This is a genomic window from Alteromonas sp. AO-Serp, from assembly GCF_017849675.1.
GTDB lineage: Bacteria > Pseudomonadota > Gammaproteobacteria > Enterobacterales > Alteromonadaceae > Alteromonas > Alteromonas macleodii.
In genome coordinates, this window is record NZ_JAFLMX010000263.1 from 1 (window position 1) to 24,190 (window position 24,190).

General features: G+C 44.6%; 24 protein-coding genes and 2 pseudogenes. 8 read left to right on the forward strand and 18 right to left on the reverse strand.

Annotation, left to right across the window (positions count from 1 at the left end):
- The 5 genes from QVA83_RS17490 to QVA83_RS17510 form a co-directional block, all read right to left on the reverse strand.
- On the reverse strand, positions 1–525 hold a 525-nt coding region (locus QVA83_RS17490), incomplete at its 3' end, for an AAA family ATPase (RefSeq protein WP_287498747.1).
- A gap of 4 nt (positions 526–529) precedes the next feature.
- Complete coding sequence (gene sbcD, locus QVA83_RS17495; protein WP_287498748.1) at positions 530–2,047, reverse strand: exonuclease subunit SbcD; 1,518 nt, start codon at positions 2,045–2,047, stop codon at positions 530–532.
- A 216-nt stretch (positions 2,048–2,263) separates the two neighbouring features.
- On the reverse strand, positions 2,264–4,081 hold the full coding sequence (locus tag QVA83_RS17500) for an alpha-amylase family glycosyl hydrolase (protein ID WP_156077955.1): 1,818 nt from the start codon (positions 4,079–4,081) through the stop codon (positions 2,264–2,266).
- A 19-nt stretch (positions 4,082–4,100) separates the two neighbouring features.
- Entirely contained in the window at positions 4,101–4,502 is a 402-nt protein-coding gene (locus QVA83_RS17505) for a GlcG/HbpS family heme-binding protein (RefSeq protein WP_231513041.1), read from the reverse strand.
- Positions 4,499–5,467: an aldo/keto reductase gene (locus QVA83_RS17510; RefSeq protein WP_039224623.1), complete on the reverse strand. Its 969-nt coding sequence runs from the start codon at positions 5,465–5,467 to the stop codon at positions 4,499–4,501. Before QVA83_RS17510 ends, QVA83_RS17505 begins: the two co-directional genes overlap by 4 nt.
- Positions 5,468–5,705: 238 nt before the next feature.
- Between QVA83_RS17510 and QVA83_RS17515 the strand changes: the two genes are divergently transcribed.
- Positions 5,706–6,623: a LysR family transcriptional regulator gene (locus QVA83_RS17515; protein ID WP_156077954.1), complete on the forward strand. Its 918-nt coding sequence runs from the start codon at positions 5,706–5,708 to the stop codon at positions 6,621–6,623.
- A gap of 123 nt (positions 6,624–6,746) precedes the next feature.
- Here QVA83_RS17515 and QVA83_RS17520 read toward each other — a convergent pair whose 3' ends face one another.
- Complete coding sequence (locus QVA83_RS17520) at positions 6,747–8,039, reverse strand: TMEM143 family protein (RefSeq protein ID WP_156077953.1); 1,293 nt, start codon at positions 8,037–8,039, stop codon at positions 6,747–6,749.
- A gap of 665 nt (positions 8,040–8,704) precedes the next feature.
- On the opposite strand from QVA83_RS17520, the pseudogene QVA83_RS22505 reads away from it, so the two are divergent.
- Positions 8,705–9,016: pseudogene (locus tag QVA83_RS22505) on the forward strand (PAS domain-containing protein); the annotation flags it as partial.
- A gap of 123 nt (positions 9,017–9,139) precedes the next feature.
- Positions 9,140–9,547, forward strand: a complete 408-nt coding sequence (locus QVA83_RS22510; protein WP_321825600.1) for a methyl-accepting chemotaxis protein — start codon at positions 9,140–9,142, stop codon at positions 9,545–9,547.
- A gap of 125 nt (positions 9,548–9,672) precedes the next feature.
- Here the strand turns inward: QVA83_RS22510 and QVA83_RS17530 are convergent, their stop codons facing one another.
- The gene (locus QVA83_RS17530) at positions 9,673–9,996 is read right to left on the reverse strand and encodes a DUF3718 domain-containing protein (protein WP_110288436.1); all 324 of its coding nucleotides are present in this window, start codon (positions 9,994–9,996) and stop codon (positions 9,673–9,675) included.
- A 322-nt stretch (positions 9,997–10,318) separates the two neighbouring features.
- Here QVA83_RS17530 and QVA83_RS17535 point away from each other — a divergent pair, with 322 nt between their 5' ends.
- Positions 10,319–10,921, forward strand: coding sequence for a YigZ family protein (locus tag QVA83_RS17535; protein WP_156077951.1), 603 nt, complete (start codon positions 10,319–10,321; stop codon positions 10,919–10,921).
- A gap of 130 nt (positions 10,922–11,051) precedes the next feature.
- Here QVA83_RS17535 and QVA83_RS17540 read toward each other — a convergent pair whose 3' ends face one another.
- The 3 genes from QVA83_RS17540 to QVA83_RS17550 form a co-directional block, all read right to left on the reverse strand.
- Entirely contained in the window at positions 11,052–11,588 is a 537-nt protein-coding gene (locus QVA83_RS17540; protein WP_014975770.1) for a redoxin domain-containing protein, read from the reverse strand.
- Positions 11,589–11,907: 319 nt separating this feature from the next.
- On the reverse strand, positions 11,908–13,854 hold the full coding sequence (locus QVA83_RS17545) for a M1 family metallopeptidase (protein WP_156077950.1): 1,947 nt from the start codon (positions 13,852–13,854) through the stop codon (positions 11,908–11,910).
- 220 nt (positions 13,855–14,074) lie between these two features.
- Positions 14,075–14,503 (reverse strand): organic hydroperoxide resistance protein, encoded by a 429-nt coding sequence (locus QVA83_RS17550; protein WP_014948414.1) that lies wholly within the window; start codon positions 14,501–14,503, stop codon positions 14,075–14,077.
- Between the two features lie 139 nt (positions 14,504–14,642).
- On the opposite strand from QVA83_RS17550, the gene QVA83_RS17555 reads away from it, so the two are divergent.
- From QVA83_RS17555 to QVA83_RS17565, 3 genes are all read left to right on the forward strand, one after another.
- Positions 14,643–15,086: a MarR family winged helix-turn-helix transcriptional regulator gene (locus QVA83_RS17555; RefSeq protein WP_287498749.1), complete on the forward strand. Its 444-nt coding sequence runs from the start codon at positions 14,643–14,645 to the stop codon at positions 15,084–15,086.
- A 333-nt stretch (positions 15,087–15,419) separates the two neighbouring features.
- On the forward strand, positions 15,420–16,094 hold the full coding sequence (trhA, locus tag QVA83_RS17560; protein WP_156077948.1) for a PAQR family membrane homeostasis protein TrhA: 675 nt from the start codon (positions 15,420–15,422) through the stop codon (positions 16,092–16,094).
- A gap of 46 nt (positions 16,095–16,140) precedes the next feature.
- Positions 16,141–16,668 (forward strand): protein-tyrosine phosphatase family protein, encoded by a 528-nt coding sequence (locus tag QVA83_RS17565; protein ID WP_156077947.1) that lies wholly within the window; start codon positions 16,141–16,143, stop codon positions 16,666–16,668.
- A gap of 100 nt (positions 16,669–16,768) precedes the next feature.
- Here the strand turns inward: QVA83_RS17565 and QVA83_RS17570 are convergent, their stop codons facing one another.
- The 4 genes from QVA83_RS17570 to QVA83_RS17585 form a co-directional block, all read right to left on the reverse strand.
- Positions 16,769–17,710 carry a hypothetical protein gene (locus QVA83_RS17570; protein ID WP_014978448.1) on the reverse strand — a complete coding sequence of 314 codons (942 nt, stop codon included), beginning with the start codon at positions 17,708–17,710 and terminating at the stop codon, positions 16,769–16,771.
- Between the two features lie 17 nt (positions 17,711–17,727).
- Positions 17,728–18,486 carry a hypothetical protein gene (locus QVA83_RS17575; RefSeq protein WP_156077946.1) on the reverse strand — a complete coding sequence of 253 codons (759 nt, stop codon included), beginning with the start codon at positions 18,484–18,486 and terminating at the stop codon, positions 17,728–17,730.
- Positions 18,486–19,016: an RNA polymerase sigma factor gene (locus tag QVA83_RS17580; RefSeq protein ID WP_156077945.1), complete on the reverse strand. Its 531-nt coding sequence runs from the start codon at positions 19,014–19,016 to the stop codon at positions 18,486–18,488. The genes QVA83_RS17575 and QVA83_RS17580 overlap by 1 nt, the downstream gene beginning before the upstream one ends.
- A gap of 257 nt (positions 19,017–19,273) precedes the next feature.
- Positions 19,274–20,182, reverse strand: a complete 909-nt coding sequence (locus tag QVA83_RS17585) for a hydrogen peroxide-inducible genes activator (protein WP_156077944.1) — start codon at positions 20,180–20,182, stop codon at positions 19,274–19,276.
- A 333-nt stretch (positions 20,183–20,515) separates the two neighbouring features.
- Here QVA83_RS17585 and QVA83_RS17590 point away from each other — a divergent pair, with 333 nt between their 5' ends.
- Positions 20,516–21,493 (forward strand): universal stress protein, encoded by a 978-nt coding sequence (locus QVA83_RS17590; RefSeq protein WP_014975760.1) that lies wholly within the window; start codon positions 20,516–20,518, stop codon positions 21,491–21,493.
- A 116-nt stretch (positions 21,494–21,609) separates the two neighbouring features.
- Here QVA83_RS17590 and QVA83_RS17595 read toward each other — a convergent pair whose 3' ends face one another.
- The 4 genes and pseudogenes from QVA83_RS17595 to pstB all read right to left on the reverse strand — a co-directional run.
- Positions 21,610–22,881, reverse strand: a complete 1,272-nt coding sequence (locus QVA83_RS17595; protein ID WP_283635121.1) for an inorganic phosphate transporter — start codon at positions 22,879–22,881, stop codon at positions 21,610–21,612.
- 340 nt (positions 22,882–23,221) lie between these two features.
- Complete coding sequence (phoU, locus tag QVA83_RS17600; protein WP_014948403.1) at positions 23,222–23,938, reverse strand: phosphate signaling complex protein PhoU; 717 nt, start codon at positions 23,936–23,938, stop codon at positions 23,222–23,224.
- On the reverse strand, positions 23,926–24,096 hold the full coding sequence (locus QVA83_RS17605) for a hypothetical protein (protein ID WP_156082067.1): 171 nt from the start codon (positions 24,094–24,096) through the stop codon (positions 23,926–23,928). The genes phoU and QVA83_RS17605 overlap by 13 nt, the downstream gene beginning before the upstream one ends.
- A pseudogene (pstB, locus tag QVA83_RS17610) lies at positions 24,089–24,190 on the reverse strand (phosphate ABC transporter ATP-binding protein); the annotation flags it as partial. The pseudogene pstB and the gene QVA83_RS17605, both read right to left, overlap by 8 nt.

The window sequence follows — 24,190 nt, forward strand, 5'->3', positions numbered from 1 at the left end:
CTCTTCAAGCAGTTCGGCTCGGTCGGCCTCGTTAGCATTTAAAAACGCAGCAAAATCCCCTTGCGACAACATCATAGACTTGGTGAAGCGGGCAAAATTAAGTCCGGTTAGCTTTTCAATCTCTTCACTTTTCGGCCTAACCTGGTAAGCCAATATCTTGCCGCTTTCAACTTCGGCTAGCTCAACTTCGGCACTTTGCAGATTACCGTCAACTTTCCCTCTGGCCCGACGCATACTCCAAAACGCACGATATGCTTTGCCTTTAATATCAAACTCAACCTCCGCCAAACACTCCGCCGTGCCGCGGGTCATGATGTCGTTGTTAGACGTTGAAATTGGCCCCAAGCGAGGGGTTTGGTGATAAAGCGCTAAACAAATGGCATCAAGTAGGGTGGTTTTACCTGCCCCTGTTGGGCCAGTTATGGCAAATAGGCCATTGTCGATAAACGGCGACTGGGTAAAATCTATCTTCCACTCCCCTTTTAAGGCGTTTAGATTTTTAAGGCGTAAGGTCAGTATTCTCATTGTATTACTCGCCTTTATTTTCTGTTGTGTTTGCCAATGAGGTCTCTACTGGTACTTCGGTATCTTCATCATTGGTGTGCACTTGCTCTACTGCTTCATTGAACAGCTGCCTTATCCGGTTTAAGCGTGAAGCGCTTTTCTCTGAACCGGCTTGTTCCATTGCTCGGGTGCTTTGGTCGTCATCTAGCAGGGTTGCTTGTGCCGACTCAGTTGGTGCCGACTCACTTGTTGTATTATCTTCTATGCTCTCCAATGCCAAACGCGCTTCAAATACATCGTTTACCGATAGTTCACTAAGCTGAACGTTTTGCTTTTCTGTTAGGCTATTTACCATGCGCTTACGCTTGCGTTTCAACTGCAAAATCTCAGCGTTTTTCCCTTCTAACAAGCCCTGAATACGCTGCTGTAGATCAGTCAGATAGTCTTCTGTTTCAACTTCAATGCATAACCACACTGGGTCTTTAGAGCTAATGGCGTTATCCGTTGCGCTAATGGTTTTATTAAACTCGCTAAGGGCTTTATCTACTTCATCCAATTCGCTAACGGCATCATCTGTTTGAGAAGCTAACGTGATGGCATCGCTCTTATTAATGGCCGCCTCAATCGCTTTTAAGTCGCCTTTTATTACTTCCATGGCCTGAAAGCGCGGTACCGGAAGCGTTGAGATAGTAGGCGTTGTGCTTTCAGATTCAAACGTTATCAACACTACTTGCTTTTGTGTGTTTAGTTCATCAAAACTTAGCGGTATGGGCGAGCCTGAGTAGCGAATGTGTTCGGTTTTAGCCACTTTTTGTGGCCTGTGAATATGCCCAAGTGCAATGTAATCGGCGGGCGGAAACCCTTTGGCGTCAAAGCCTTCAAGGGTGCCGATGTAGATATCGCGTACACTTTCTGACTGACTCACGCCTAAAGCGGTTAAGTGCCCTGTAGCAATAATAGGAATGGCAGCGCTGTTTTCACTGCCGTCTTTTATTCGCTTTTCTTCAATTGAAGCGCGCAGTGACAAGGCTTCATTATAAAGCGCCCCATAATGCTGCTTTATCGCATCGCCCAGCGCTTGACGCTTGTCAGTGCCGCTTTGCCCTGCCTCACTAACAAGCACATCACGCGGGCGAATAAAGGGTACGGCACACAGTACGGCACTGGGCTGCCCCTTGCGATCGTTAAGCGTAATGACTTGTTCACTCAATTCGCCGTATGTACTGGCAATTACGTGGCTATTTAAGTATTTCAGTAGCGCCTTACTTTCGTTCAATACCGATACTGAATCGTGATTTCCCCCCAGCACCACCAATGTACACTGCATCCCCTGAAGTTCACCGATAAACGCATGGTAGAGCTCTCTGGCGTAACTAGGCGGCGTGCCCGTGTCAAACACATCACCCGCGACAATAATCGCATCTATTTGATGCACTTCTACTTGTTGAAGAAGCCATTTAAGGAAATCGGCGTGTTCGTTTTTGCGACTTTTCGTAAAAAAACTCTGACCTAAGTGCCAGTCAGATGTATGCAATATTTTCATGTAGAAGTGAACCAGGCTTGTTGCATTGGAGATAGAGAAACGCATTCGGCGCAATGGCGCTGCTGCTATGGAGTGTCGATGTTGATCAACGCACCGTACAGCAACTATAGAGATTTTGTGGTTTTATGACAATGGTTTGTCTGTGATGTATGTTCACAGGGAGCAGGTAAAAAAAGAGGCACCACACGCTTTAATAAACGCCTGGTGCTCAGGATATTATTTTGATGAAAACAACCCAAAGCTAAAAGCTGGCAGAGTAATCTGTGTTTCACCGTTGTCAGAAGCGGAAATTTTAGCGGCTCCTGAAACAACTAAGTAGCTTTCATACTGCTGAGAAACCGTTACCGTTTGCTGCTCGGCTGACACGTTAAACACAACTAAAAGTGCTTCGTCATTTTGTTGCGCCACGCCCCCGTTTGGCATTGTGTCATTCGCTACGCGGGCGAAGGCAAACACCTGCTTATTATCATCAAAGAACTTATTTTCTTGCACTCCATATTGAAGTAACGGCTGCTGCTTGCGAATGGCAGCATACTCTGCAATAGATTTGTACAGCGGGTGCTGAGGATTGAAGTTGTCATTTTTAGTGGTTTGCTCAGTACCTAACAACGTATTGTCGTTATAGCTAGCTACCTTAGATGGCATCATATCTTCTCTGGCATCCACATCATTACCATCACCGGTAAAGCCTTGCTCATCGCCATAGTAAACGACGGGTACGCCGCGAGAGAAAAACATCATGGCATGTGCCAGCATACTGCGCTGCAGCTTTTCTTCGTTAGACGCATTGGGTAAATGCTTATTTAAGAAGAAGCCCGGGCGACCCATATCGTGATTGCCTAAAAAAGTAAGCAGTTGATTAACGTTGCTGTCTTCGTCATTGTAAAGGTGATCTTGTGCTATCAGAGTTTCAATGGTCGACACTGGCTTGTCTTCAAAGAACACGCCTCCCACCGCACTTTGAAATCCAAAATCAAGCACGGCAGGGAGTTTACCCTCGGTAGTGAATGAACTTAGCGCTTCAGGGTTTGGGTCATACACTTCACCAAATACATGAAAGTTCTTAATTCCCTCAGCTTTAGCGTGCGCCATAATTGCCGGTGAGAATGCTTGCCAAAATGGCAACTGGACGTGCCTTACCGTATCAATTCTAAAGCCGTCTGGTTTAAATTCACTGATAAGCTTGGTGTAAATATCAATCATCCCTTTAACCACTTCAGGGTCTTCAGTATTGATATCATCTAACCCATTAAAATCGCCATATAAACTATTTTCACCTTCAAAAGTTGTATCACCTTGATTGTGGTAAAAGCGCGGATCGTTTAGCCATTCTGGAAATTTCTCACCCTGCTCTTTTTCTGAAACAAAAGCACGGTAAGTCCCTTGCTCTTTCACTTCCTGCAAGCTGCGATAAGTGCACTGGTCTAGTCCACTTTTAAACGAACCGTCGGCGTTGTGGCACTCTTCATACTTAATCACGTCTGCCGTATGGTTAGTAATGATATCGAAAAATACTTTAATATCTTTTTTATGCGCAGTGTCAATCAAGCGCTTTAAATCGGCGTTACTGCCAAAGTGAGGGTCAATTTCGGTGAAGTCGACTATCCAATATCCATGGTGGGCAAATCCGCCTTTCTGCACAGCTTTATTACGCAAAATAGGTGTCATCCAGATAGCGGTGATCCCCATAGATTTCAGGTAATCCAGCTTTTGTTCGATGCCCGCCATGTCGCCACCATGAAACGCCCATTTAGACGTTGTGTCGAGACCTCCGTGAGAGATCGATCCTTTTGGTGCCCCGCTGTCGTTACTTACATCGCCATTGTTAAATCTGTCTGGCATAACGAAGTAGAAGACGTCTTCGCGCACGTCGCGCTTTAAGTAACTACTTTGTGGCTGTGCCGCATTGTTGCTCTCGCCACTGTTCGTCACACCGCTGTTAGGGTCTCTATTGTTAAGAGATGGGCTGCAAGCAGTTAACGCAAGCAATATTGCGGTAAAGGCCATTGTCATTTTAGATGTTTTTTGAATCATTAACCTGTTCCTTAGTAGGTTAAAACTGAGCAATAATATTTTGAGCTAGCGCTTCGTCATCAAACTCGGCCATACCGCTAATTCCTATTGCACCCACTATTTTGCCTGCCTTATCTTTTACAGGTACACCACCCGCCATACCTGTGATGCGAGGGTCGGTCCAAAAGTTAATGGTTTTGCTCGTTTCTTTTGCCCACGCAGCAAGCTGACTGGTTTTTTGCCTGTCTCTGGCTGCCGTATAAGCCTTGTTCTGTGCTAGTAGACAGGTTTGCGGGCTAGTTTCATCCATACGAGAGAACGCGATAAGTTCACCCACACTGTCTACAACAGCAACGGCAATGTGTTGATTGTTTTCTTGCGCCCAATGAATGCTATCTGTAATCATTGATTGAGCTTGCGCTAAAGAAATAGACCCCATCATGGTAACTCCACCCCTTTTGCACTTACGTACAATGCGTACCAGTCTTCCCGAGTAAGCGTCACTGTAACGGCTTCTGCACTTGCTTTAATACGCTTGGGGTTTGCCGAACCAACAATTGGCTGAATGTTGCTGGGGTGGCGCATTAACCAAGCCAACACGATTGCGTCGGGCGATACACCATATTTTTGCGCTAAGGTCGCAACGAGTTTTTTAGTCGCTTCTTCTTGCGCAGTTAGCGTGGCGGGTGCACCGGTATATTTACCCTGGCTTGCTGGCCCCCACGACTGCATTTGAATGTTGTTTTGCTTTGCGTATTGAAGTGTGCCCGCTGTAAAGTTCACATGCTGCCCATCTGGGTTACCGACATAAATACCTTCATCCACAAAGCCTAAGTTAGTAAGACTCATCTCAACCTGATTCGCAATAAGCGGCTGATTAATATAGTGATTAAGATGCTGCATTTGTACGCCGCTCATATTCGACACGCCAAAGTGCTTAACCTTACCGCTATCAAACAAGGCGTCAAATGCAGCGGCAACCTCCTCTTCTTCCATCAATGGGTCTGGGCGGTGCAGCAAAAGCAGGTCGAGATATTCGGTATTTAATCGCGAAAGCGTGTTTTCAACAGAAGTGACAATCCAGTCTTTCGAAAAATCGTAACGTTTGGGCCCGTGTTCATCTTCAAAACGAATCCCACATTTAGACTGAAGCACTATCTCTTCCCGTAAGTTAGGGCGTGCTTTTAACACTTCACCAAATGCTTGTTCTGCTTTACCCATTCGGTATATATCAGCATGATCGAAAACGGTAATACCGGCTTCTAGCGCAGCATCGACCGCCGCAAACGCATGTTGGGTTTGATCTTTGGTTAATGGGTTAAAGTCCCACTCTCCACCAATGGCCATACAGCCGTAAACCAGCTGACTAGCGTGTGAAATGTACTGATTTAGAGGAAGGTTTTTCATATACACCGCTCGCAAAAAAGAATTAATAAAGGCCTTTCGGATAGCTCAAGTTTACGCTTGCAGTTACCACCTTTCAGCGCACAATAGCGAAATCATTATTCTTTATAGCGAATAACTGTATTCCATATATAATTACTAACTCTACATTTTCTGATGTGACGTTGCTCGAGACGCAGTTTTTCGAGCATGTTGTGAATATTTATCTCCGATATAATCTCGTGTAAAAAGTAACAAGCCAATGAAACCACATAAAAAAGTCGAGCGATTGATGCTGTTTAGTGCGGTAGCAGAAACCTTAAGCTTTGGTGCTGCGGCAGAGAAAATGCAGATATCGAGGGGCTATCTGTCGGAGCAAATAAGGGAGCTTGAACTTGCGTTAGGCGTAAAGTTGCTGCAGCGCTCAACACGCCAAGTAAGTCTTACCAACGAAGGTAAACAAGTGTACGCCGATACACAGAAGATTAATCGCAGCGTGGTAGAGCTAGAGCAAAATTTAGTACGTGAGCAAACGCAGCTAGAAGGAATTATCGCCATTACGGCGCCGAATATTTTTGCGCACTACTTGTTAAGCGAACTGTGTTTTTCCTTCTCGCTGCAGCATCCTGATGTGTCGTTCCATTTAGATACCAGCTATCAAAGGCACGACTTAAACCGAGGTCATTTCGACTTGGCGTTTCGCTCTACTAACAACCCGCCGCAAGATATGGTGGCCAAGCCATTATTTACTTATAGCCACACCATAGTTGCAGCACCGCAATACCTTAAGCAAGCCGGCACACCCAAAGTGTTGAGCGATTTAGATGCGCACCAGTGCTTTTGCGGCCCCGACCAAGATAACTGGCTCATAAACGGTAAGCGCACAGCGGTTAAAGGCTGGTTAAAACTTAATGATAATCTAGCGCTCATTCAGCATGTGCTGGAAGGCCGCGGCATTGCAAGACTGCCAAGCTATGTGGCGAAAAAGCATAGTAAGGCGGGTGAACTGGTCGCACTTTTTGAAGAAATTGAGCCGGGGTCTACACCGAGTGTGCCTCCAGTAAAAAGTACCAGTCAGCTGTTTGTTGTGCACCCACAGCGCCCCCATCAATCGCTAAGAATAAAAGCCTTTTTAGACACAGTTAAACAAGCACAACACGAAGGTTATTTTAGTGGATAAGTACTCAAACTGTCAGCGCTTACCTGCCGCTATTCACGTGCGTAATGAGTAGCAATAAGGCTTGAAAGCTTCGCTTAGGCTTTATTATTCCTTGGCGTACTATTATCGACGTTAAAGGGTCAATCACACAGGCTGATAAATATTATCCCAGTAGTCATCAAGTATCTTCACAGCGTCGTTAAGCGCCCGCGCCACAAAAATATCGCCGTATTGTTCGACTAGTTCCATGTCCACCAGCTTACTAATAGCGTCAGTAACGTCGAAATCGAGCGCACAATCAAGCTCTTCTGAAAAGTAACTTTCTATTACACTATCGAGGGTTGCTAATGTCATTCCACCAGCGGCAATCTCGCGCTCTGCACGCACCGCGCAGAATGCAGCACCACCTTCTACAGACACTTCACTACATTTCAGCAAAAATGTATAAGCCAACAAAGCTTCTTTGCAGTCCTCTTCCTCTGCTGCATCAATTAACGTATGAAACACGCCTGCATTATTGTCTAAATTTTTAAAATAGAGATTGTCAGACAAGGCTTTCATAAACCTGATTTTTCTGTTTTTAAACTTCGTCCATTCCTTAAAGATAAAGCTGCCGAATACACCCATGCCAATACCAAAAGTGATTAGGCTTTGCTTGGTCAATTCCACTTCTTCGCTTTTAAAGCCAAGCCAAAAGGCCAGAAAAGATGCCATGAGAAGTAGCGATGCGCCTAACTTAGTCACTAGCACCACTGTGCCACCAATTGCCGCCGATGCACTAATAATCAACTTATCTAGCGGACGCATTTTGACTTCGCTATTAGGAAACAGCATCTCCAAGTCAGCTTTAGGTACGTCTTGAAAAAGCTTTACTATGGTGGAGCCAGGTTTAAAGGTGACTGGCGTTTGCCCTTTCTCTTTGAAGTAGGCTTCATCTTTAAAAGTGATATAAACAGCCACTTTGTCGTAGTTGGTAAATGACACCTGCTTTTTTCGCAACCCGAAAAAAGTACGCAGCGTTTCAGTTTTTACCGACTCGCCCCGTCGATAAAACACCACATCTTCAAAGTCTTCGAAGCTAACCGCAAGGCGCACTTTAAACAGCGACTCTTCGTTTAATGCTGCTTCTAAATCTTCGTTTGTGACTTTTTCAAAATTGGCTGCGTTTAACAGATTGGCAAACGCACTCGAAAACGCCTTTTGGCTTTGCTTCCTAGTAGCTTCACTTGAAGGTGTAAGATCGCGGGTGTCTTTGTTTGGGTCAAAATCGTTATAGCTATCTTTTAGACCCTCAAGTTGCTCATGATATTGATAGTGTATGCGATTAACGAGCAACGTTGAGAACGTACGAAAAAGAGTCCTCTCTTGCACAATTACGTTTTCACACAATCTACTAACATCATGTTTGCGAAATGGGATAAAGCGTTCTAATGGCATCGAGTGGTCTTATTAGTTCGAATGTTTCTTGTTAGATGGAGATAGTTACCGTACTGTAACAATGAAAACAACCACTTATAAATAAATTAAGCCTAATTGATAATGCCTTAAACATAGGCTTCGCCTAACGTCTAAACGACATAAATGTTAAATATAGTTAACATAGCCTACACTAATTCTTAATTATACTTGTAATTTTCGGAGACGTTATGTTCGTATCAAGTGCTCGATACAATAATGACATTTCGGCTCTTAGGGACGAGAGCCAAGGCTTGCTTGGCACGCTGGATGCGTTCAAAAACACAATGGCCTATGCCACCTATAGTACTGATGGACAGTGCACATTTGCCTCTCCCGTATTACTTGCCATTTTGGATTACCCAAATTCAACCGCAACGTCGTTTTCCCATGCGGCAATGCGCGTTGAAGGTGTTGAACCTGAGTCACAGTACAAATCGTTTTGGCAACACTTGGTCAATGGCGGCAGCTTTAGCGACACGGTTGCAAGAAAATCGGCGTTAGGTGAAACGAAGTGGCTTAAGGCAAGCTACGTAGCGGTGAATAAGCATGGCGTTACAGAAATTCATGCCATTTACCACGATATCACTGAACATGAAAACGCCTATTTTGCTGGAAAAGCAGTGACTGACGCACTAAACAAGTCGATGGCGGTAATTGAGTTTCATCCTGATGGAACAATTATCACGGCAAATGAGAATTTTACTGCAGCAGTGAAATACAGTTTGGCCGACATTCAAGGTAAACACCATCGCATGTTCTGTCGCGATAAGTTTTATCAAGAAAATCCTAATTTTTGGGAAAACCTTGCCCGCGGTAATTTCTCTTCAGGCCAGTTTGAGCGCGTAGATGCGCACGGCAACTCATTGTGGTTGGAAGCAACGTACAACCCTGTGTTTGACGCTTCGGGTCGAGTAGTAAAAGTTATTAAATTTGCATCTAACATTACCGATGCAATCAACGAAAAGAATGCAATCGCACAGGCGGCGGAACTCGCAGTATCAACGGCAGAAGAGACGTCTCAAATTGCCCATGAAGGAGCCTCGTCACTTCAACGAAGCGTTGAGATTTTCAATACAGCCATGTTAGAAGTTGAGCAAACCAATCAACTTATGCACGAACTGAGTGAGCAATCGCTAAAAATTGAAACCATTGTGACAACGATTAGTGGCATTGCTGAGCAAACCAACCTTTTAGCACTAAATGCCGCTATTGAAGCTGCACGTGCAGGCGATCAAGGTAGAGGATTTGCTGTAGTAGCAGATGAAGTGAGGCAGCTAGCGCAACGTACCAGCGATTCGACTGTGGAGATTGAAAGTGTAGTGGCAGAGAACAGAAAGCTTGCTGACAAATCCACGAAGAAAATGGCAGGCGTTAAAGACAGTGTTGACCAAAATAGTCAACAGATTGCGCAAGTGCAAAGCATTATTGATGAAATTCAAAAAGGCGCATTGAATGTATCTGAAACTGTATCAGGTATTCTACGCTAGCAGTCATGTTAAATTAGTAAAAAGGGCTGTTGTATAAGCAACAGCCCTTTTTTAATCCGCTTTTTCACACAAACGACTTTTCGCGTACGCATACGTACAAGCCTAGCACCGTTTAATTGTGGGGGTTATTTTGCGTGCACCACGCTAGCAATCTGCTGCTGTTGAATATTCAGGTACTTCTTGATGCTTTCCCCGTTCTTGCCATATTGATCAACAAACGCAGCGACAGATAGTCCGTTACACGTCATGTCCTGTGCTACATACTTTTTATCTAGTGCAGATTCTTTAATTTGTTCATGAAGCTTCCACTTGTTCCCGGTTGCGGCAGCAACGCAAAGGTTAGAGGTGACCGAATCGTCGGTAGGCTTAAATTCTACAGAAGCTAAAGCACTTCCGGTGAACACAGAGGTAAGAGCAACAATAGCGATAGCAGTAATACGTGATTTCATAGCATGATTTCCTTATTGGGACGAAGTTACGTTGTTGTGGCGTTACGCCTTGGCCACACTCATATTCACTATTACAATCACTGCGCCAACTTTACAAAGCTATTTAAATTCAAAAACTTAACTACTAACCCAGAAATAAGCACCCGCTAGAACGGTAAACGAAATACGACCTTTCAAGATAATTCGCCAAATAGTAGTATTTTTGACCACTGCGTTCTATCTGAGCCTATCGTCGTCTAAAATTTCGTTTTATTAAGCGATAAAACACACTGCTTACCTTATTTGGCTTAAATAAAAAATTGTCTTAGCTTACAATGCGCTGATGACTTATCCCGTTCCAGCTAAACAGGTTGAAACCCTGTACGAAATTAAGAAAAGCAAATTCATTGCTTGTGCCGGCTTTGCAAATTCTCGTGAAAGTGCAATGGCGCTTTTAGATAGTGTGAAACAACGGTATCCCGACGCCAGACACCATTGCTGGGCTTATGTTTTTGGCAACCCTAACTCGCCAAGTAGCGCGGCGATGGCTGATGACGGCGAGCCTAGCGGCACTGCCGGTAAACCCATATTAAATGTACTCCAGCACAAAGATATCGGCGACATCATGATTATTGTCACGCGTTATTTTGGCGGAATTAAATTAGGTGCGGGGGGATTGGTAAGGGCTTACTCGGCTGCAGCACAGCAAGCCGTAGATGCTCTTGAGGTAAGACAAGAGATAAAGCTGGAACCGCTTAGCGTAGACATCGATTTCAAACACGAGCAGTTTGTACGTCACTTGGTAGAGCAAGCTCAAGGTAAAATTGCGAACTGTAACTATGGAAGCAGTGTGGTAATAAATGTTGAGCTACCTTTAGATGCACTGGAAGACTTTAGAAAGCAGATGGCCCCCATTGCTTTTTCAGTGTCAGTTGAAAACGAGTAAGCCCTAAAAAACAATAAGCAAGCGATAAAATTAGGGCTAGCTTTTGATGGTTTCGATATGTAAATAAAAAAGGCTCTGAAAACCACCAGAGCCTTACCTTTTAATCACATATAACTAGGGCCTGTTGACCTTATCCTTTAAAGGTGCCTCGAATGGGGTAGTTGTTATCCGGGTTACGTATAAACTCCAAGCCTGATACAAGTTGCTCTAAGTCTGGACGCACAAACGGCGCGTTTGCTATTTCAGCAATATGAATGTCGTTTTTTTCATTCACTACAAATAGCGCAGGTTCAGCAAAATTGTGGTCGGTTTCTTTATCTGAGCGCGGCTTGGAGATGTATAGCCCAAGTTTTTCCATATCTTCTTGCGAGAGACCGTAAGCGATAGGGAACGTAATCGACAGGTCGTCTAGATGCTCATCGAGCTGTGCTTTGCTGTCACCACTTACAGCCACCAAATCAATATTGAGCTCGCGTAGACGACCTTTATAATCTTCTAATTTGTTCAGGAATTTAGTACATATTGGGCAGTGTTTACCGCGATAAACAACCACCATTTTCCAATCACATCCCTCTTCTTTATTGGTAAGCGACACCGTTTCCCCTGTGGATAGGGTTGCTGAGACATCGGGGAATGTCGTTGCTGGATGCATTTTTTGCGTATACATAAAAACTCCTCAAAGTCGGTTTAATCCTTCAAAGTACAAGCGAGATCGCGATAAACTGCTCTGTACAGATACACATCAAAGTAAAATCTATACGTTGTACCCAACTTTCAGATCGTTTATTTGAACAATTGTTCAAATTTTTATTATTTTTCCTCTCGCGTTTTCTATACCAGTGACAGACACAAAAAAAGCAGCTCAATTGAGCTGCTTTTATTTTTTAGCCAAGTAACGGAAACCTACAAACGTAGACCTTTACTGTCGTAATCACAAAAACGAAGGTCTTCTTATCGAGACCGGTTCGCATGAGTCTAATAAAGTCTTAGTTCACATAGCCTTCATTAGCTTTCACTGTAAGTGGGTGATAGCCCGGTTTCGCTTCTTCAAATGCGCGTTTAGCAAACGCCTTGCCTTCAGGTGTTTTTGATAGCTCGCGATAAAGGGGCTTAACAAGCTTATTGCGCCCTATCGACACCAAGTAGCTATACAAACGATCATAGGCAGGCTGATAGTTATTCTCTACTGCGATCATCAACCAGCTATGAGCAATTTCGTTGTTTTTAGTCGATGTGAGTGAAAACGCTGAATCTAGCTCAGCCAGCTGTGCGCTGCTTAGCGATTCGGGCATGTTGTTTAGAAAATATAGCCACTCGTGTACAGTCCACTGCGCGGTTTCAATATCCGCCGCTTTCACGTCGCCAGAAAGCCAAGCGCTTCGTGTGTCATCGATTTTAGTGAACGCATCAGATTCTGGCTGTGGCGCTCCCTCGGGAATGCCTGGTTCAAAAATCCACGTTTGGATGCGCTCCGCGTCTAGCTTATCTGGATACTGCTTTAACAAGGTATCATCTAAATAAGCAATAAACGTGTCGGTAGTAATGCTCTTAAAAGCAAAGTCTTTAAAGTACTGCATTAAGAAAGCATCAAAGTTTTCTCGGCCAATCTTTTGTTCAATTTCACGTAAGAACAGTGCGCCTTTCTCATAGGGAATATTTGAGAAAACATCGTCCGGATTACGACCACGAAGGTCGATAGCCAGGATCTCATCATTTTCCTCTAATGCAGCTACATCATTCTCCAGGTCTTGATAACCGAGCACCGCTTCTTTTTTAAAACGATCGTGACCGTAGATCATTTCCATAATTCGGTAAGTTAAGTAGGTTGTGAAGCCCTCGTTTAACCACAGATCACGCCATGTAGCGTTTGTTACCGTGTTACCAGACCAGCTGTGCGCCAGTTCATGAGCAATCAATGAAACCAAGCTTTTATCACCCGCGATAACCGTTGGCGTGATAAACGACAAACGAGGGTTTTCCATACCACCAAACGGGAATGACGGCGGTAGAATTAATAGATCGTAACGGTCCCACTGGTAAGGTCCATAGGTTTCTTCTGTTACTTCTAACATCGCCTCAGTGTCTTCAAATTCTTTCGCTGCACTTTCAAGTAGCGCAGGCTCAGCATACACACCGGTACGCTCACCCATGGCTTTAAATTCTAAATCACCTATAGCCAACGCAATAAGATACGAAGGGATAGGCTGTGGCATGGTGAACTCATATTCACCATCGCGCTCGGTGGTAGGATCGTTCGACGCACTCATCACCGCCAACAGCGCTTCAGGTGTCTTGATGATCGCGTCATAGGTTACGCGTACTTGCGGTGAGTCTTGAAGCGGAATGAAGCTTCGCGCGTGAACAGCTTGTGCTTGGGTAAACAGAAACGGGTGCTTTTTACCTGCAGTTTGCGCTGGCGTTAACCATTGTACGCCAGACGCTTCAGGTGAAGTTGAATACGCAACCGTTACTGCGTTTGCGGAACTAGGTAACGTAATCGTAAGAGGTGTACCTAAATCAGGGTCAACCTCTCCCATTTCAAAAGGAACACTTTCACCGTCTACGGTAACACTTTGAATGTCCAATGCTCGCGTATCTAACACCAATGTGTTGTTGTCGGGCTTTTCACGCTTTACATCAAGCGTTACGTCGCCAACAAGCTGCTTGGTCTCAAAGTTTGCAGTTAGGTTTAGGCTGAGATGGGTAACCCGAATCTCATTAGGGTTCGCGAAGGAGTGATAATCTACCCCAGAGGCAATAGCTGCGTCAGCTTGGCTTGCTACTGCAACATTTTGTGCTTCAGTGTCTGAAGTCGAGCCTACGCTGACGGCTTGATCTTTGTCTGTCTTGGCTGCGTCTACATTGCTGTTGTCGCTGCAGGCGAACAAAACAGGCGCGCATACGAATGTAGCCAGTAATCCGTATTTTTTCATATAACTTCCTAAAGGATGATTGATACGATCTCAGTGTATCAATCTGTTATATGACTGGCGACTCTAATTCGAAGAGCTGCGTTGTAACTGCGCTATATTTCGAAAAGCAGTAAGGGTTAACGTGAATAAGTGCAGGATAGCTAGGCCATCTGACGAAGGCGTAGCTATCTGACGAGGGCATTAACTATCTGCGTTAACCGCTGACTCGTTTGCCGTTTAATTAAGCAAGGCTAATATCTACTTCAATGTTACCGCGGGTCGCATTTGAGTATGGGCATACTTGATGCGCAGTTTCCACCAAGCCTTGCGCTTGTGCTTTGTCCATATCGCCCAAATCTACCGTCAGTTTTACTGCAATAGCAAAGCCTTGTTCAATAGGTCCAATTGCAACGTTGCCAGTTACACTAATGTCATCGGCCAGCTTAATTTTTTGCGATGCAGCCACATGCTTAAGTGCACCGATAAAGCACGCCGAATAGCCCGCTGCGAACATTTGTTCAGGGTTCGTCCCTTCTCCACCTGCACCGCCCAATTCTTTGGGTGTAGAGAGTTTAAGGTCTAGCTTACCATCACTTGATTTCGCTGTTCCTTCACGACCACCCGTTGCTGTTGCACTTCCGGTATAAACGACTTGTTGAAGTTTATGCATAGTTACTCTCCTCATAGGTTTATTTAAACAACTACTTTGCATGCAAAATAAATTATCACCAAACCAACTTGTAGATCAAGTGATTTGTATGCAAAATATTATTATTAAGAAAAAGCCGTATCGATAAGGGTTAAGCGTCATGTCAGAATTATTAAAGTTGGAAAATCAGCTTTGCCACCGTTTTTATACGCTGTCGAATGCATTCACTCGTGCTTACCGCCCCCTTCTTAAAGCGCTGGATATTACCTATCCTCAATATGTGACTTTAATGGCGCTTTGGGAAGATGACGGCATTACTATTGCCGAGCTTTTAGAAAGAACGGCCATAGACGGTGGTGCTATGTCGCTTATTCTTAAAAAGCTACAAGACAAAGGCTTTTTAGTTGTCACTAAAGATAAAGCCGACAAACGCGTTAAGCGCGTTCAACTCACTGAAACGGGCAAGGAGAAGAAAGCCATAGCAGAAGACGTGCCTGCGCAAATGCTCTGCAAGCTCAATGGCATGACTGCAGATGAAAGCCGTACGTTAAAAGTCCTACTGGACAAATTAGGCGGCTGTTTCGAGAATGCAGATTTAAACTAGTCCGGATACAGCCCTGCATTCCCATGCTTTGCTAGGAAACTTGCCAGCGCCTTGTGAGTGGGCAATTATCTATGCGTATTGGTATTTTAACCTCTTTTTGTAATCTGATTGTCATCAGATTTTTGACGTTTTCTGTTATTATTTTCGCATTGAGCGAACAAGTGTGCGCTATAATTGTCCTAATGGACGTAGTAGGGAAAATGCTGAACTGCGCGCTTCAATTGAAAGCGCTAGTCGCTGAAATGATCGCCTGTCTTATCGAGAAAGTGCGACAAGAGGCTTTAAGGGCATTTACTACCCACTATTCTTAGAAATAAAAAAACAGGAGCTGTGATGATCCAAGAACAGATTCAGACACAGGCTGTGCCGCAATCAAAAAGCATTCCTGCAAAAGCCTACTCTGTACTGGAGGAGTGGCTGAACAGTATTAGTCATGGGGTTGGCTTTATTGCCGCTATCGTGGGTTTGGTATTTATGTTGTATCGAGCGGATGATACGCTCGCGTTAACCACTGCAGCTATTTATGGCTCTACACTCATTCTGGTGTTTTTAAGCTCAACCCTTTATCACGCCATTTCCCATCAAAAGGCAAAGGGATGGCTTAAGCTATTTGACCACAGCGCAATATACTTATTGATAGCAGGTACTTACACACCATTGTTACTGGTTTCAATTGGTGGCGTGTTGGGTATTACTATGACCGCGATTATCTGGAGCTTGGCGATTGGCGGCGTGGTGTTTAAGCTCGTAGCGCAGCACCGTTTCCCAAAGGTATCCGTGATGACTTATTTGCTGATGGGATGGATTGCACTGGGTCTTATCTACCCCCTTTATGTCGCCCTTCCCGGTGCTGGCCTATGGTTATTGGTAGCAGGCGGGCTGTGTTTCAGTGTAGGCGTGTGCTTTTACGTGGCAAAAAAGGTAAAGTACACTCATGCAATTTGGCACATGTTCGTGATTGGCGGATGTAGCTGCCACTACTTTTCAATTTATTATTTTGTCGTTTAACAAAAGGCCCAAATTAAGCTGCTATGCCAAAACCATGTAAAAACTTATGCTAACAAACAAGCAAGACGCTGAGAAAAAGGAAGACAGCCCAACAGTAGAGCCGAATATCGCGTGGTTCTCTCTACGCGCAGGGCATATATGCCTGGGTAAAAAACCTGTTGAAAGTGATTTTGAACGCCTTAAGTCACTGGGTGTTACCCATATTGCAACGGTTCAGACCAGTGAAGAACATGCGCCAGTTATACGCGACAATTCTGTCGCAGCTGGGCTAGAGTGGCTTTGGGTTCCTTTTTTACACCCGTCGTCAGAGTCCCCCACCGAAGACGTACACCTTCACCAATACCTTCATGAACTATCTCAAATGTTGACCGAAGGAGCGAAGATATACTTACATTGCGATGGCTCACAGCACCGCTGTAGCCTTTTATTCTATGCACTTTGCCACTATTGCCGTGTTCCATCTAATAGCGCTTACAATGCGCTGCACAGCTTTGGCGCTAGTGCGGCAAATAACCTTAAGAGATCTGAACTCACATGGGCAGCAGAATTAGGGCATATTGCACCTAAAATGTAGGCCAATAAAAAGCGCGCCTTCGTTATCAACGTTCATTAACGAAGGCGCGCGTGCTGTTTTAACAAAGCAAAGCGCTCATAAGTGCGCCGAGCTTATTTATTTAAAACTGATAAATATTAGCGTTGGTGAGAAGTTTATTCGCGTCTATTTTTTCTTGAACACAGCGCACTATATCAGCACGAGTAAATACATAAATTCGGTCTTTGCGCTCTCGACTCTCGTCCATCTCAAAATCTTTCAGCACCATGCTGATATGTTCATTTTCCGGAAGACCGCGTAAGCCTGACCCAAATCTGCATAAGGTCTCGCTCATGCCTGACTCAAAACCGGCCAGAAACGTTTTGTAAGCTTGCTGCTGCTGCGCTTTACGCGCCTCCATTTGTTTAGTCTGCTCTTTTTCAATTGCTTTAAGCTCATCCTTCATGCTTTTTTCTTTCGCTTCTAATTGCTTAAGCTGCTCTCCAGACTGCTCTTTTTGCGCGAGTAATTCTTTTTTTCGCGCCTCGTCAGCGTGACGCAATTCAAAAGTAATATCTCGCAGTTCACGCTCTACTTCTCTTGCTTCCCAGGCAAGCTCACGCTGCATGTTGCGCAAGTCGCGTAAGCGACTATTGTTGTCAGCAAACGCCTGAGAAAAACGATGGCTGGTTTCTTCTGCGTAAGCTTCCCACTCTCTGGCTGCTTCAAACACAATGTCATCTACATCACTAAACGAATTTGCAGACGGAACTGGTGGTGCAGGCGGTGCAGGTGGTACGGTGGCAACTAATCCTTCTACCAGCGTTTCTATCTCTCGTACCCAGTTACCGCTTTGGCCTCTTACTGAAAAAGTAAATACCGCCCCCTGCCCAGCAAGATAGCTGGTTTCAATTTGACTCACTCTCCAAGAATCAGTTGCGGCATTTTGTCGTAAGGACGTTTTGAGTACCCCAGACATTATTTCTAATTCATTCGATAGCGTGTCATATTTTTGCGCACTTTGTGCGTTCGCAAGACCACCAGCAGCAGAGCAAAGTAGTAAAGCAGTTAATAAACGTTTCATAATTTCACCTAATTACATTAATCATCTAGCGACGATTGTGGATTGTTTGTTTCATACGGCATGGTTAATGGCACCTCAGAACGGCTGTTAGGTAAACTTACCGCGCTGTACCCTATTTCAATGTCATCAATTTCATCCTGTAGACGCGTAAATTGGCGAGCATAGAATCTTTGATCGTCAATACGCTGCTCGTTGATAAATTTAATAAGCTCGGCAAAGTCGTGTTTGCGTTCTTCTCTACTCGACGCTAACAAGTACTTAGTAAGCTCTGCGCTGCTTTGTTGCTGCTGTGTAGATAGCGCCTGTGCGTATTCTTTGAATAGTGTTTGGTTCGCTTGTTGATAGAAATCACGTTGCTCACTTAAAGCTTTAGCAACTTCTTGCGTAACGCGCTGCTCAACCATTTCATCCACTGCGTTGGCGCTTTTGTTTGAAAACGTAAGCGCTATACCGTTATCGCTATACGACAGCTTTGCGCCGGTGAGTACGGCTACCAGCGCACAGGCCGACATGGCCATGGCACACCCTGGCAAGCTAAACCAAGACGACAGCGAACGTGGTTCATCTTTCTTAAAAAAGGTCTGTTCTTTGTCCCACTGGGGAAGTGCCGGAGCAACGAAGCTTGCACTTGCGCTGTTCAAACGGGCGCTATTTTCTACCGCCTGCGCGAACTCAGCATCTGAATCACACAACGCGTTAAACTGCTTTTCTTGCTCGCTATCAAGCGAGTTGTCCAGATAAGCTGAGAATAAGGCTTCTTTGTCATATAAGGTCATTATTCCAACTCCAACTTCAACTTTGCCAAGGCTGCGTAAAGTCGCGACTTAGCGGTATTTACTGAGATATCCATTTGCTGTGCAATTTCTTCGAACGTGAAGTGGCCGAAGAATTTCAATTCCACCACCGCCTTTTGGCCCAAAGGTAGGGTCTGCATAGCCTGCGTTAATGCTCTACTCTCTCTGTCGCTATAAAGCTGCATTTCAGGGCATGGCGCACCGCAAAGTGGCGCCTGTATATCGTCAATGTCAGAATGCGGCTTTCGCTTGCGATACAGTTCAACGCAGCGACAGTGGGCAATGCGATAGAGCCAACTTTTAAAACTGCCCTCACCTTTAAAACAGGCAAGACTGCGAAACACAGAGATAAAAATCTCCTGCATTAAATCTGCTGCATCATGGCTATTCCCTGTCATTCGAATACCGTATTGATACATAGCGGTTTCGTATCGAGATATAAGCGTAACCCACGCTTTTTTATTACCCTTTAATGCCTGTTCCACGAGTTTTTCATCTCGTTTATTAAACACGCCGTTCCCCGTTTTTACGCTCTGTTTTTTTACTTAACCATTAAGTCGATAAGCTTTGCAAAAAAGTTTGTTTAATTGATAAATAAATTGTCATTTAGGGAATAACGCCAATGAAACTGTGCTTTAAGCGAAGGATGAAGAACTTCTTTGTTGTTGGTGCACAAGACGATACTTGATGTCAGCAATAAAAAAGCGGCTGAACCTGCAGGCTTAACCGCTTTAGCTAAATATGAAAGGTAGCGCACTCAGCGCCAAGGTTATTTTAGTGTAGGAATAGGCAACAGTGGCGAGATAATTTCACCGATACGACGAAACAGCTGCATACGTGTAGTGCCTGAACGCCATACTAAGCCAATCTCACGAAACCCCTGCTCTTCAGCGGGGAAGCTCTTAAGACCTGTGTGCTCAAGAATAGACTGGTTTATCGCAAGTTCAGGTAAGAAGGTGTAGCCCATTTTGCTATTCGCTAACTGCACCAAGGTATATAAGCTGCTTGCCGCTACGCTGCTAATGTGGTCGCTGTGCTGAAGATTGCACGCACTTACCGCATGCCCGGTCATACAGTGCTCTTGCTGTAGTAAGAAAATACTCTTTTTCGGCAAAGTTGAAATGTCGACAGGATTAGGTAGTTGCTCAGCCATATCTTTGTGCGCAATAAGATGGAACGGGTCATGCCCCAAGACCATCTGTTTACACCCTGGTGTTTCCATTGGCAACGCTAGAATAAGTAAGTCTAATCTGCCGTCGGTCAACTGCTGTAGCAACTTCTCCGTCGTGTCTTCCTGCATTTCCAGGTTAATCTCGGGTAAAAATGCAGAAAACGCCCCCATCATGCCTTCAAAAAGAAACGGCGCAATGGTTGGAATAACACCTAGTTTTAAGGTGCCTCGCTGCCAATTGCCCGCGTTTTGCGCATACTCAACCAGCTCTCCCGCTTCCTGAAGTAGCACTTTACTGCGTTCAACAATATCTAGTCCCAACGATGTAAACACAAAGGTTTTATGTTCACGCTCAAGAAGTTGGCTTCCGAAGTGCTCTTCAAGGTTCTGAATGGCCGTACTCAATGTTGACTGACTTACGTTACAGCGCTGTGCAGCACGGTGAAAATGTTGCTCTTGATGTAGCGTCACCAAATAGTGCAGGTGCTTAAGATTAGGCCATTTCATGGGCATCTCACAATTATTTAAAAAGGGATTAAAAAATATTGGATTAATCTAACATAAAGATTAAATAGCGCCTAGGGTTGATACCCATGGTTAACGATAGCGATCTTCTATTATTCGCAGCTGTACGTATACAACATCTAAAAAAGAGGTAGATAATTCTGTTTATTGTGCAATCTATAAGAAGCTTTTGAGAATTTGACATTTCCCGCTGGAAAGCCCCCATAAGTAGCGTTAGGATTAAATTAAAGCATTATACGCAACATATTTTTACAGCGAAGTAAGACCCGCTCTTGTATCATTCAGTCAATAAAGCGATTAACTATTGAGGGCAGTATGAAAGGACATTATAAGAACATTTTATGTGTATTAAGCGACTCTCATCGTCAAGATGATACGGTAGCCCAAGCACTGCATATCGCCAAAGCGCACCAAGCCTCGCTTACCATTATGCTTTCGTTAGAATCTTTGCCGCCCAACGCCAGTATGGTCATGGAGTCTTTCTCTTATGTTGATTCTCAGCAAACCATGGAAACCCAAGCCCAGCATTGGTTAAAAGAACAAGCGGAAAGCTGGGGAAAACACTATCCTGTGTCTACCGCGGTAACGGTAGGTCAGCCGCTTATTGACGTTGTGCGTTATGTAAAAAAGAACAATATCGATCTAGTAATTAAACGGGCAGAAGAGAGCTTTCTAGATAAGTTATTCGGAAGCTTAGATATGCGTTTATTCCGCAAATGCCCTTGCCCGGTTTGGATCATTAACCACAAGCCTCGCAGTCAGTACAAAAACGTAGTTGCAGCACTGGATTTGAACTATCACTATCCTCAGCATGAAGTGTCTATTAGGCGCGATCTTAATCGCGATATTTTGCGTCACGCAAGCCAAATAGCCTTGCTAGAATTTGCACAGCTGCACATTGTCCACGTTTTCGATGCGGTTCCTGAGAACATCGCAAGAGACGGGTTTATATCGGTTGATAACGACAGAATGGAAACCGATCTTGCAAAAATCCATGCCGAGCGTGAATCGGAACTAGACAAATTGCTTGAAGAACTAGGCAATGAATTGGATGACAATGTATTAGAGTATTTGAAACCTCAGAAGCACATTGTTCACGGTTACCCTCGAAGAGAAATTGCAGCCACTACCACATCCCTTGATACCGACATTATTGTTATGGGCACAGTGGCACGTTTAGGCGTGCCTGGCTACATCATGGGTGACACCGCAGAAGAAACTATCCATCAGCTTAAGTGCGCCGTTGTGGGCGTTAAACCCCGTGGCTTTGAAACGCCTATCTCTATTGATTAGATTGTTAAGCAAACGCTTATCAAAGAAACTCAACAAACAAAAAGGCCGTGCTTCACTTCAAGCACGGCCTTTTTTAATTTTTTTCGCTTAATACGAACGTTTGTAAGCGCTGTGTTTTACGCTACGCCAAACGACGCTTTAAGAATGTAGAAGAAGATAATCGAGAGGATTGCGCCCGCAGGCAACGTAACAATCCACGATACGACGATATTTCTCACTATGCCTAGGTTAAGCGCTGATACACCACGCGCCAGACCTACACCTAGTACCGCTCCTACAAGCGTTTGGGTAGTCGAAATAGGTAAACCCGTACCTGATGCGATAACTACCGTACACGCTGCAGCGAGTTCTGCTGCAAAACCGCGGCTTGGTGTTAAGTGTGTAATACCTTGACCAATGGTCTTGATAACGCGATGTCCAAATAGCGCAAGACCCGCAACAATACCTAAACCACCAAGAGGAAGGATCCAAGGTGCAAGCGTAGTGCTAGAGTTAATTTCGCCGCCACTACTTACTACGCTAACTACCGCAGCCAATGGCCCAATAGCGTTAGCTACATCATTTGAACCGTGGGCAAACGCCATACAACAGGCTGTTACTACCATTAGCAGTGCGAATACTTTCTCAACGTTAGCCGCCTGTAGATCTGCATCTTCAGAACCGCTGAACTTCATACGGCCGATAAACCATTTACCCAAGAAGCCCAACGCTACGGCAATAGCAATCGCCAGCACATATCCGTTAACAGCGCTTAGCTCTAAACCAACGTGCTTAAGGCCTTTCTTGATAGTAACAAGCGACATCACAAAGCCCGCTAATGCCATATAGAACGGCACATAACGCTTAGCATTTGCAAACGGAGAGGTAGTTTGGAAAATGAGCTTGTGCGCGCTCATGAAAATAAGATAAGCAATGATGCCTGAAATAGCGGGGGTTACTACCCAACTACCAACAATACCACCCACTTTGTCCCATGCTACTGCGTCCATGCTGACGCCAGTGGCAGTAAAACCAATGATTGCACCGATAATTGAGTGAGTTGTAGATACAGGCCACCCCAACCATGACGCTACTGCCAGCCAGATTCCAGCTGCAAGTAGTGATGAGATCATGCCTAATACAAGGTATTCAGGTATGTCTATAAAATAGGTTGAGTCGATAATCCCTTTTCGAATGGTAGACGTTACTTCGCCACCTGCTAGGTAGGCGCCGGCAAACTCAAATATCATTGCAATGATAATGGCTTGTTTTATGGTTAAAGCTTTAGAACCTACTGACGTACCCATTGCGTTGGCAACGTCATTCGCTCCAATACCCCATGCCATGACGAAACCAACGCCGGCGGCAAGGATTATAAGAATTAGGCCATAACTTTCAAAAAATTCCACGGATAATCGCTCCCGATCTAAACGCGATTTAGGCTGGACGCTACTTGAGTAAGTAGCATGATCTCTTCACCACAAAGGCTAGAGAATGAAGTTAAAGACAAATTGTGTTTTATCATAAGGTTCGATTAAATTTTGCACGATCTGTTCTTGGCTGCGGCGCATGATAACGTAATCATGTTAGAAGCCATAGCGAAAATCACTGAAAAACGATAAAAGTATGCGGAATTATTTGAATGCGATGATAAATCCACCAAATATTTCAGTTTTATGACAAATAAATTTCGCATGTATCCATATTTGAATATCAATACGCAAAATCGTACTGACCATTTGGACAGGATTACGTCAAATCTTCCAATTTTTGTTGCATATTTTCCAACGGTGTATGCCTAACATCGGTACCCCGAGTAAGATAAACCACATACTCACACACATTCTTGCATCTATCGCCAATACGCTCTAACGAGCGCATTGCCCACAAAACATCCAACCAATCCTGCATGTCATCGGTACTTTTCTGCATTTCGGAGGTGGTATACGACAGCAGACGCTTGTATTCACTATCAATGCGGTTGTCTTGGTCGTACACTTCTAATGCCGCAGCCTCATCCTGACGAGCAAAAGCGTCGAATGTGCCGCGCATCATGGCGGCCACGCGCTCGCCAATAAGTAACATGCTGCTCTTAATGGTATCTGAGCTCGGCAACTTATTGCGCGTTACCAGTTTAGCAATACGCTCGATTTCATCGCCCATTCGCTCTATATCGGTAATGGCTTTGGAAATGGTCATAATTAAACGTAGATCGCTGGCGGTAGGATGACGTTTTGCAATAATGCGCAAGCACTCTTCGTCAATTTGAATTTCCATGGAGTTAATTTTTAAGTCGTTCAACACCACTTTTTCAGCCAGAGCGGCATGATTGTGCTTTACCGCTTTTAACGTATCCACCAGCTGCTGTTCAACTTCGCCCCCCATGGTTAATACCGAGTTACGCAAGTTTTCCAACTCAATATTGAACGTACCCGAAATATGCGTGTTTAAGGCTACCTGTCGCATGGTGTTTTCTCCTCGCGGCGTAAGCATAACGAATAACGACAATCAATCGTGCCGCTACCTGTGGCAGAACTATCGTGACAAACCGCTACGTCTTGCCAAACTTCAGCATTGCGGTACAAAACCATGTGAGAACACACACCTACTGCTACCTTATCCATATCGCCCCGTTATGTAGTCTTCGGTTTGCTTCTTCTCTGGCATAGTAAACAGCGTATCGCTGTCTGCATATTCTATCAGCCTGCCCTGATGGAA

What these genes read in the sequence shown, in the direction of transcription:
- QVA83_RS17585 (WP_156077944.1), bottom strand. Translation starts at nt 20,182, where the DNA reads ATGAAATGGCCTAATCTTAAGCACCTGCACTATTTGGTGACGCTACAT.
- QVA83_RS17505 (WP_231513041.1), bottom strand. Translation starts at nt 4,502, where the DNA reads ATGATGGGGTCTATTTCTTTAGCGCAAGCTCAATCAATGATTACAGAT.
- QVA83_RS17550 (WP_014948414.1), bottom strand. Translation starts at nt 14,503, where the DNA reads ATGCATAAACTTCAACAAGTCGTTTATACCGGAAGTGCAACAGCAACG.
- QVA83_RS17500 (WP_156077955.1), bottom strand. Translation starts at nt 4,081, where the DNA reads ATGATTCAAAAAACATCTAAAATGACAATGGCCTTTACCGCAATATTG.
- QVA83_RS17590 (WP_014975760.1), top strand. Translation starts at nt 20,516, where the DNA reads ATGAAAGGACATTATAAGAACATTTTATGTGTATTAAGCGACTCTCAT.
- QVA83_RS17605 (WP_156082067.1), bottom strand. Translation starts at nt 24,096, where the DNA reads ATGGATAAGGTAGCAGTAGGTGTGTGTTCTCACATGGTTTTGTACCGC.
- QVA83_RS17510 (WP_039224623.1), bottom strand. Translation starts at nt 5,467, where the DNA reads ATGAAAAACCTTCCTCTAAATCAGTACATTTCACACGCTAGTCAGCTG.
- QVA83_RS22510 (WP_321825600.1), top strand. Translation starts at nt 9,140, where the DNA reads ATGTTAGAAGTTGAGCAAACCAATCAACTTATGCACGAACTGAGTGAG.
- QVA83_RS17570 (WP_014978448.1), bottom strand. Translation starts at nt 17,710, where the DNA reads ATGAAACGTTTATTAACTGCTTTACTACTTTGCTCTGCTGCTGGTGGT.
- QVA83_RS17545 (WP_156077950.1), bottom strand. Translation starts at nt 13,854, where the DNA reads ATGAAAAAATACGGATTACTGGCTACATTCGTATGCGCGCCTGTTTTG.
- QVA83_RS17540 (WP_014975770.1), bottom strand. Translation starts at nt 11,588, where the DNA reads ATGTATACGCAAAAAATGCATCCAGCAACGACATTCCCCGATGTCTCA.
- phoU (WP_014948403.1), bottom strand. Translation starts at nt 23,938, where the DNA reads ATGCGACAGGTAGCCTTAAACACGCATATTTCGGGTACGTTCAATATT.
- QVA83_RS17515 (WP_156077954.1), top strand. Translation starts at nt 5,706, where the DNA reads ATGAAACCACATAAAAAAGTCGAGCGATTGATGCTGTTTAGTGCGGTA.
- QVA83_RS17520 (WP_156077953.1), bottom strand. Translation starts at nt 8,039, where the DNA reads ATGCCATTAGAACGCTTTATCCCATTTCGCAAACATGATGTTAGTAGA.
- QVA83_RS17535 (WP_156077951.1), top strand. Translation starts at nt 10,319, where the DNA reads ATGACTTATCCCGTTCCAGCTAAACAGGTTGAAACCCTGTACGAAATT.
- trhA (WP_156077948.1), top strand. Translation starts at nt 15,420, where the DNA reads ATGATCCAAGAACAGATTCAGACACAGGCTGTGCCGCAATCAAAAAGC.
- QVA83_RS17555 (WP_287498749.1), top strand. Translation starts at nt 14,643, where the DNA reads ATGTCAGAATTATTAAAGTTGGAAAATCAGCTTTGCCACCGTTTTTAT.
- QVA83_RS17530 (WP_110288436.1), bottom strand. Translation starts at nt 9,996, where the DNA reads ATGAAATCACGTATTACTGCTATCGCTATTGTTGCTCTTACCTCTGTG.
- QVA83_RS17575 (WP_156077946.1), bottom strand. Translation starts at nt 18,486, where the DNA reads ATGACCTTATATGACAAAGAAGCCTTATTCTCAGCTTATCTGGACAAC.
- QVA83_RS17565 (WP_156077947.1), top strand. Translation starts at nt 16,141, where the DNA reads ATGCTAACAAACAAGCAAGACGCTGAGAAAAAGGAAGACAGCCCAACA.
- sbcD (WP_287498748.1), bottom strand. Translation starts at nt 2,047, where the DNA reads ATGAAAATATTGCATACATCTGACTGGCACTTAGGTCAGAGTTTTTTT.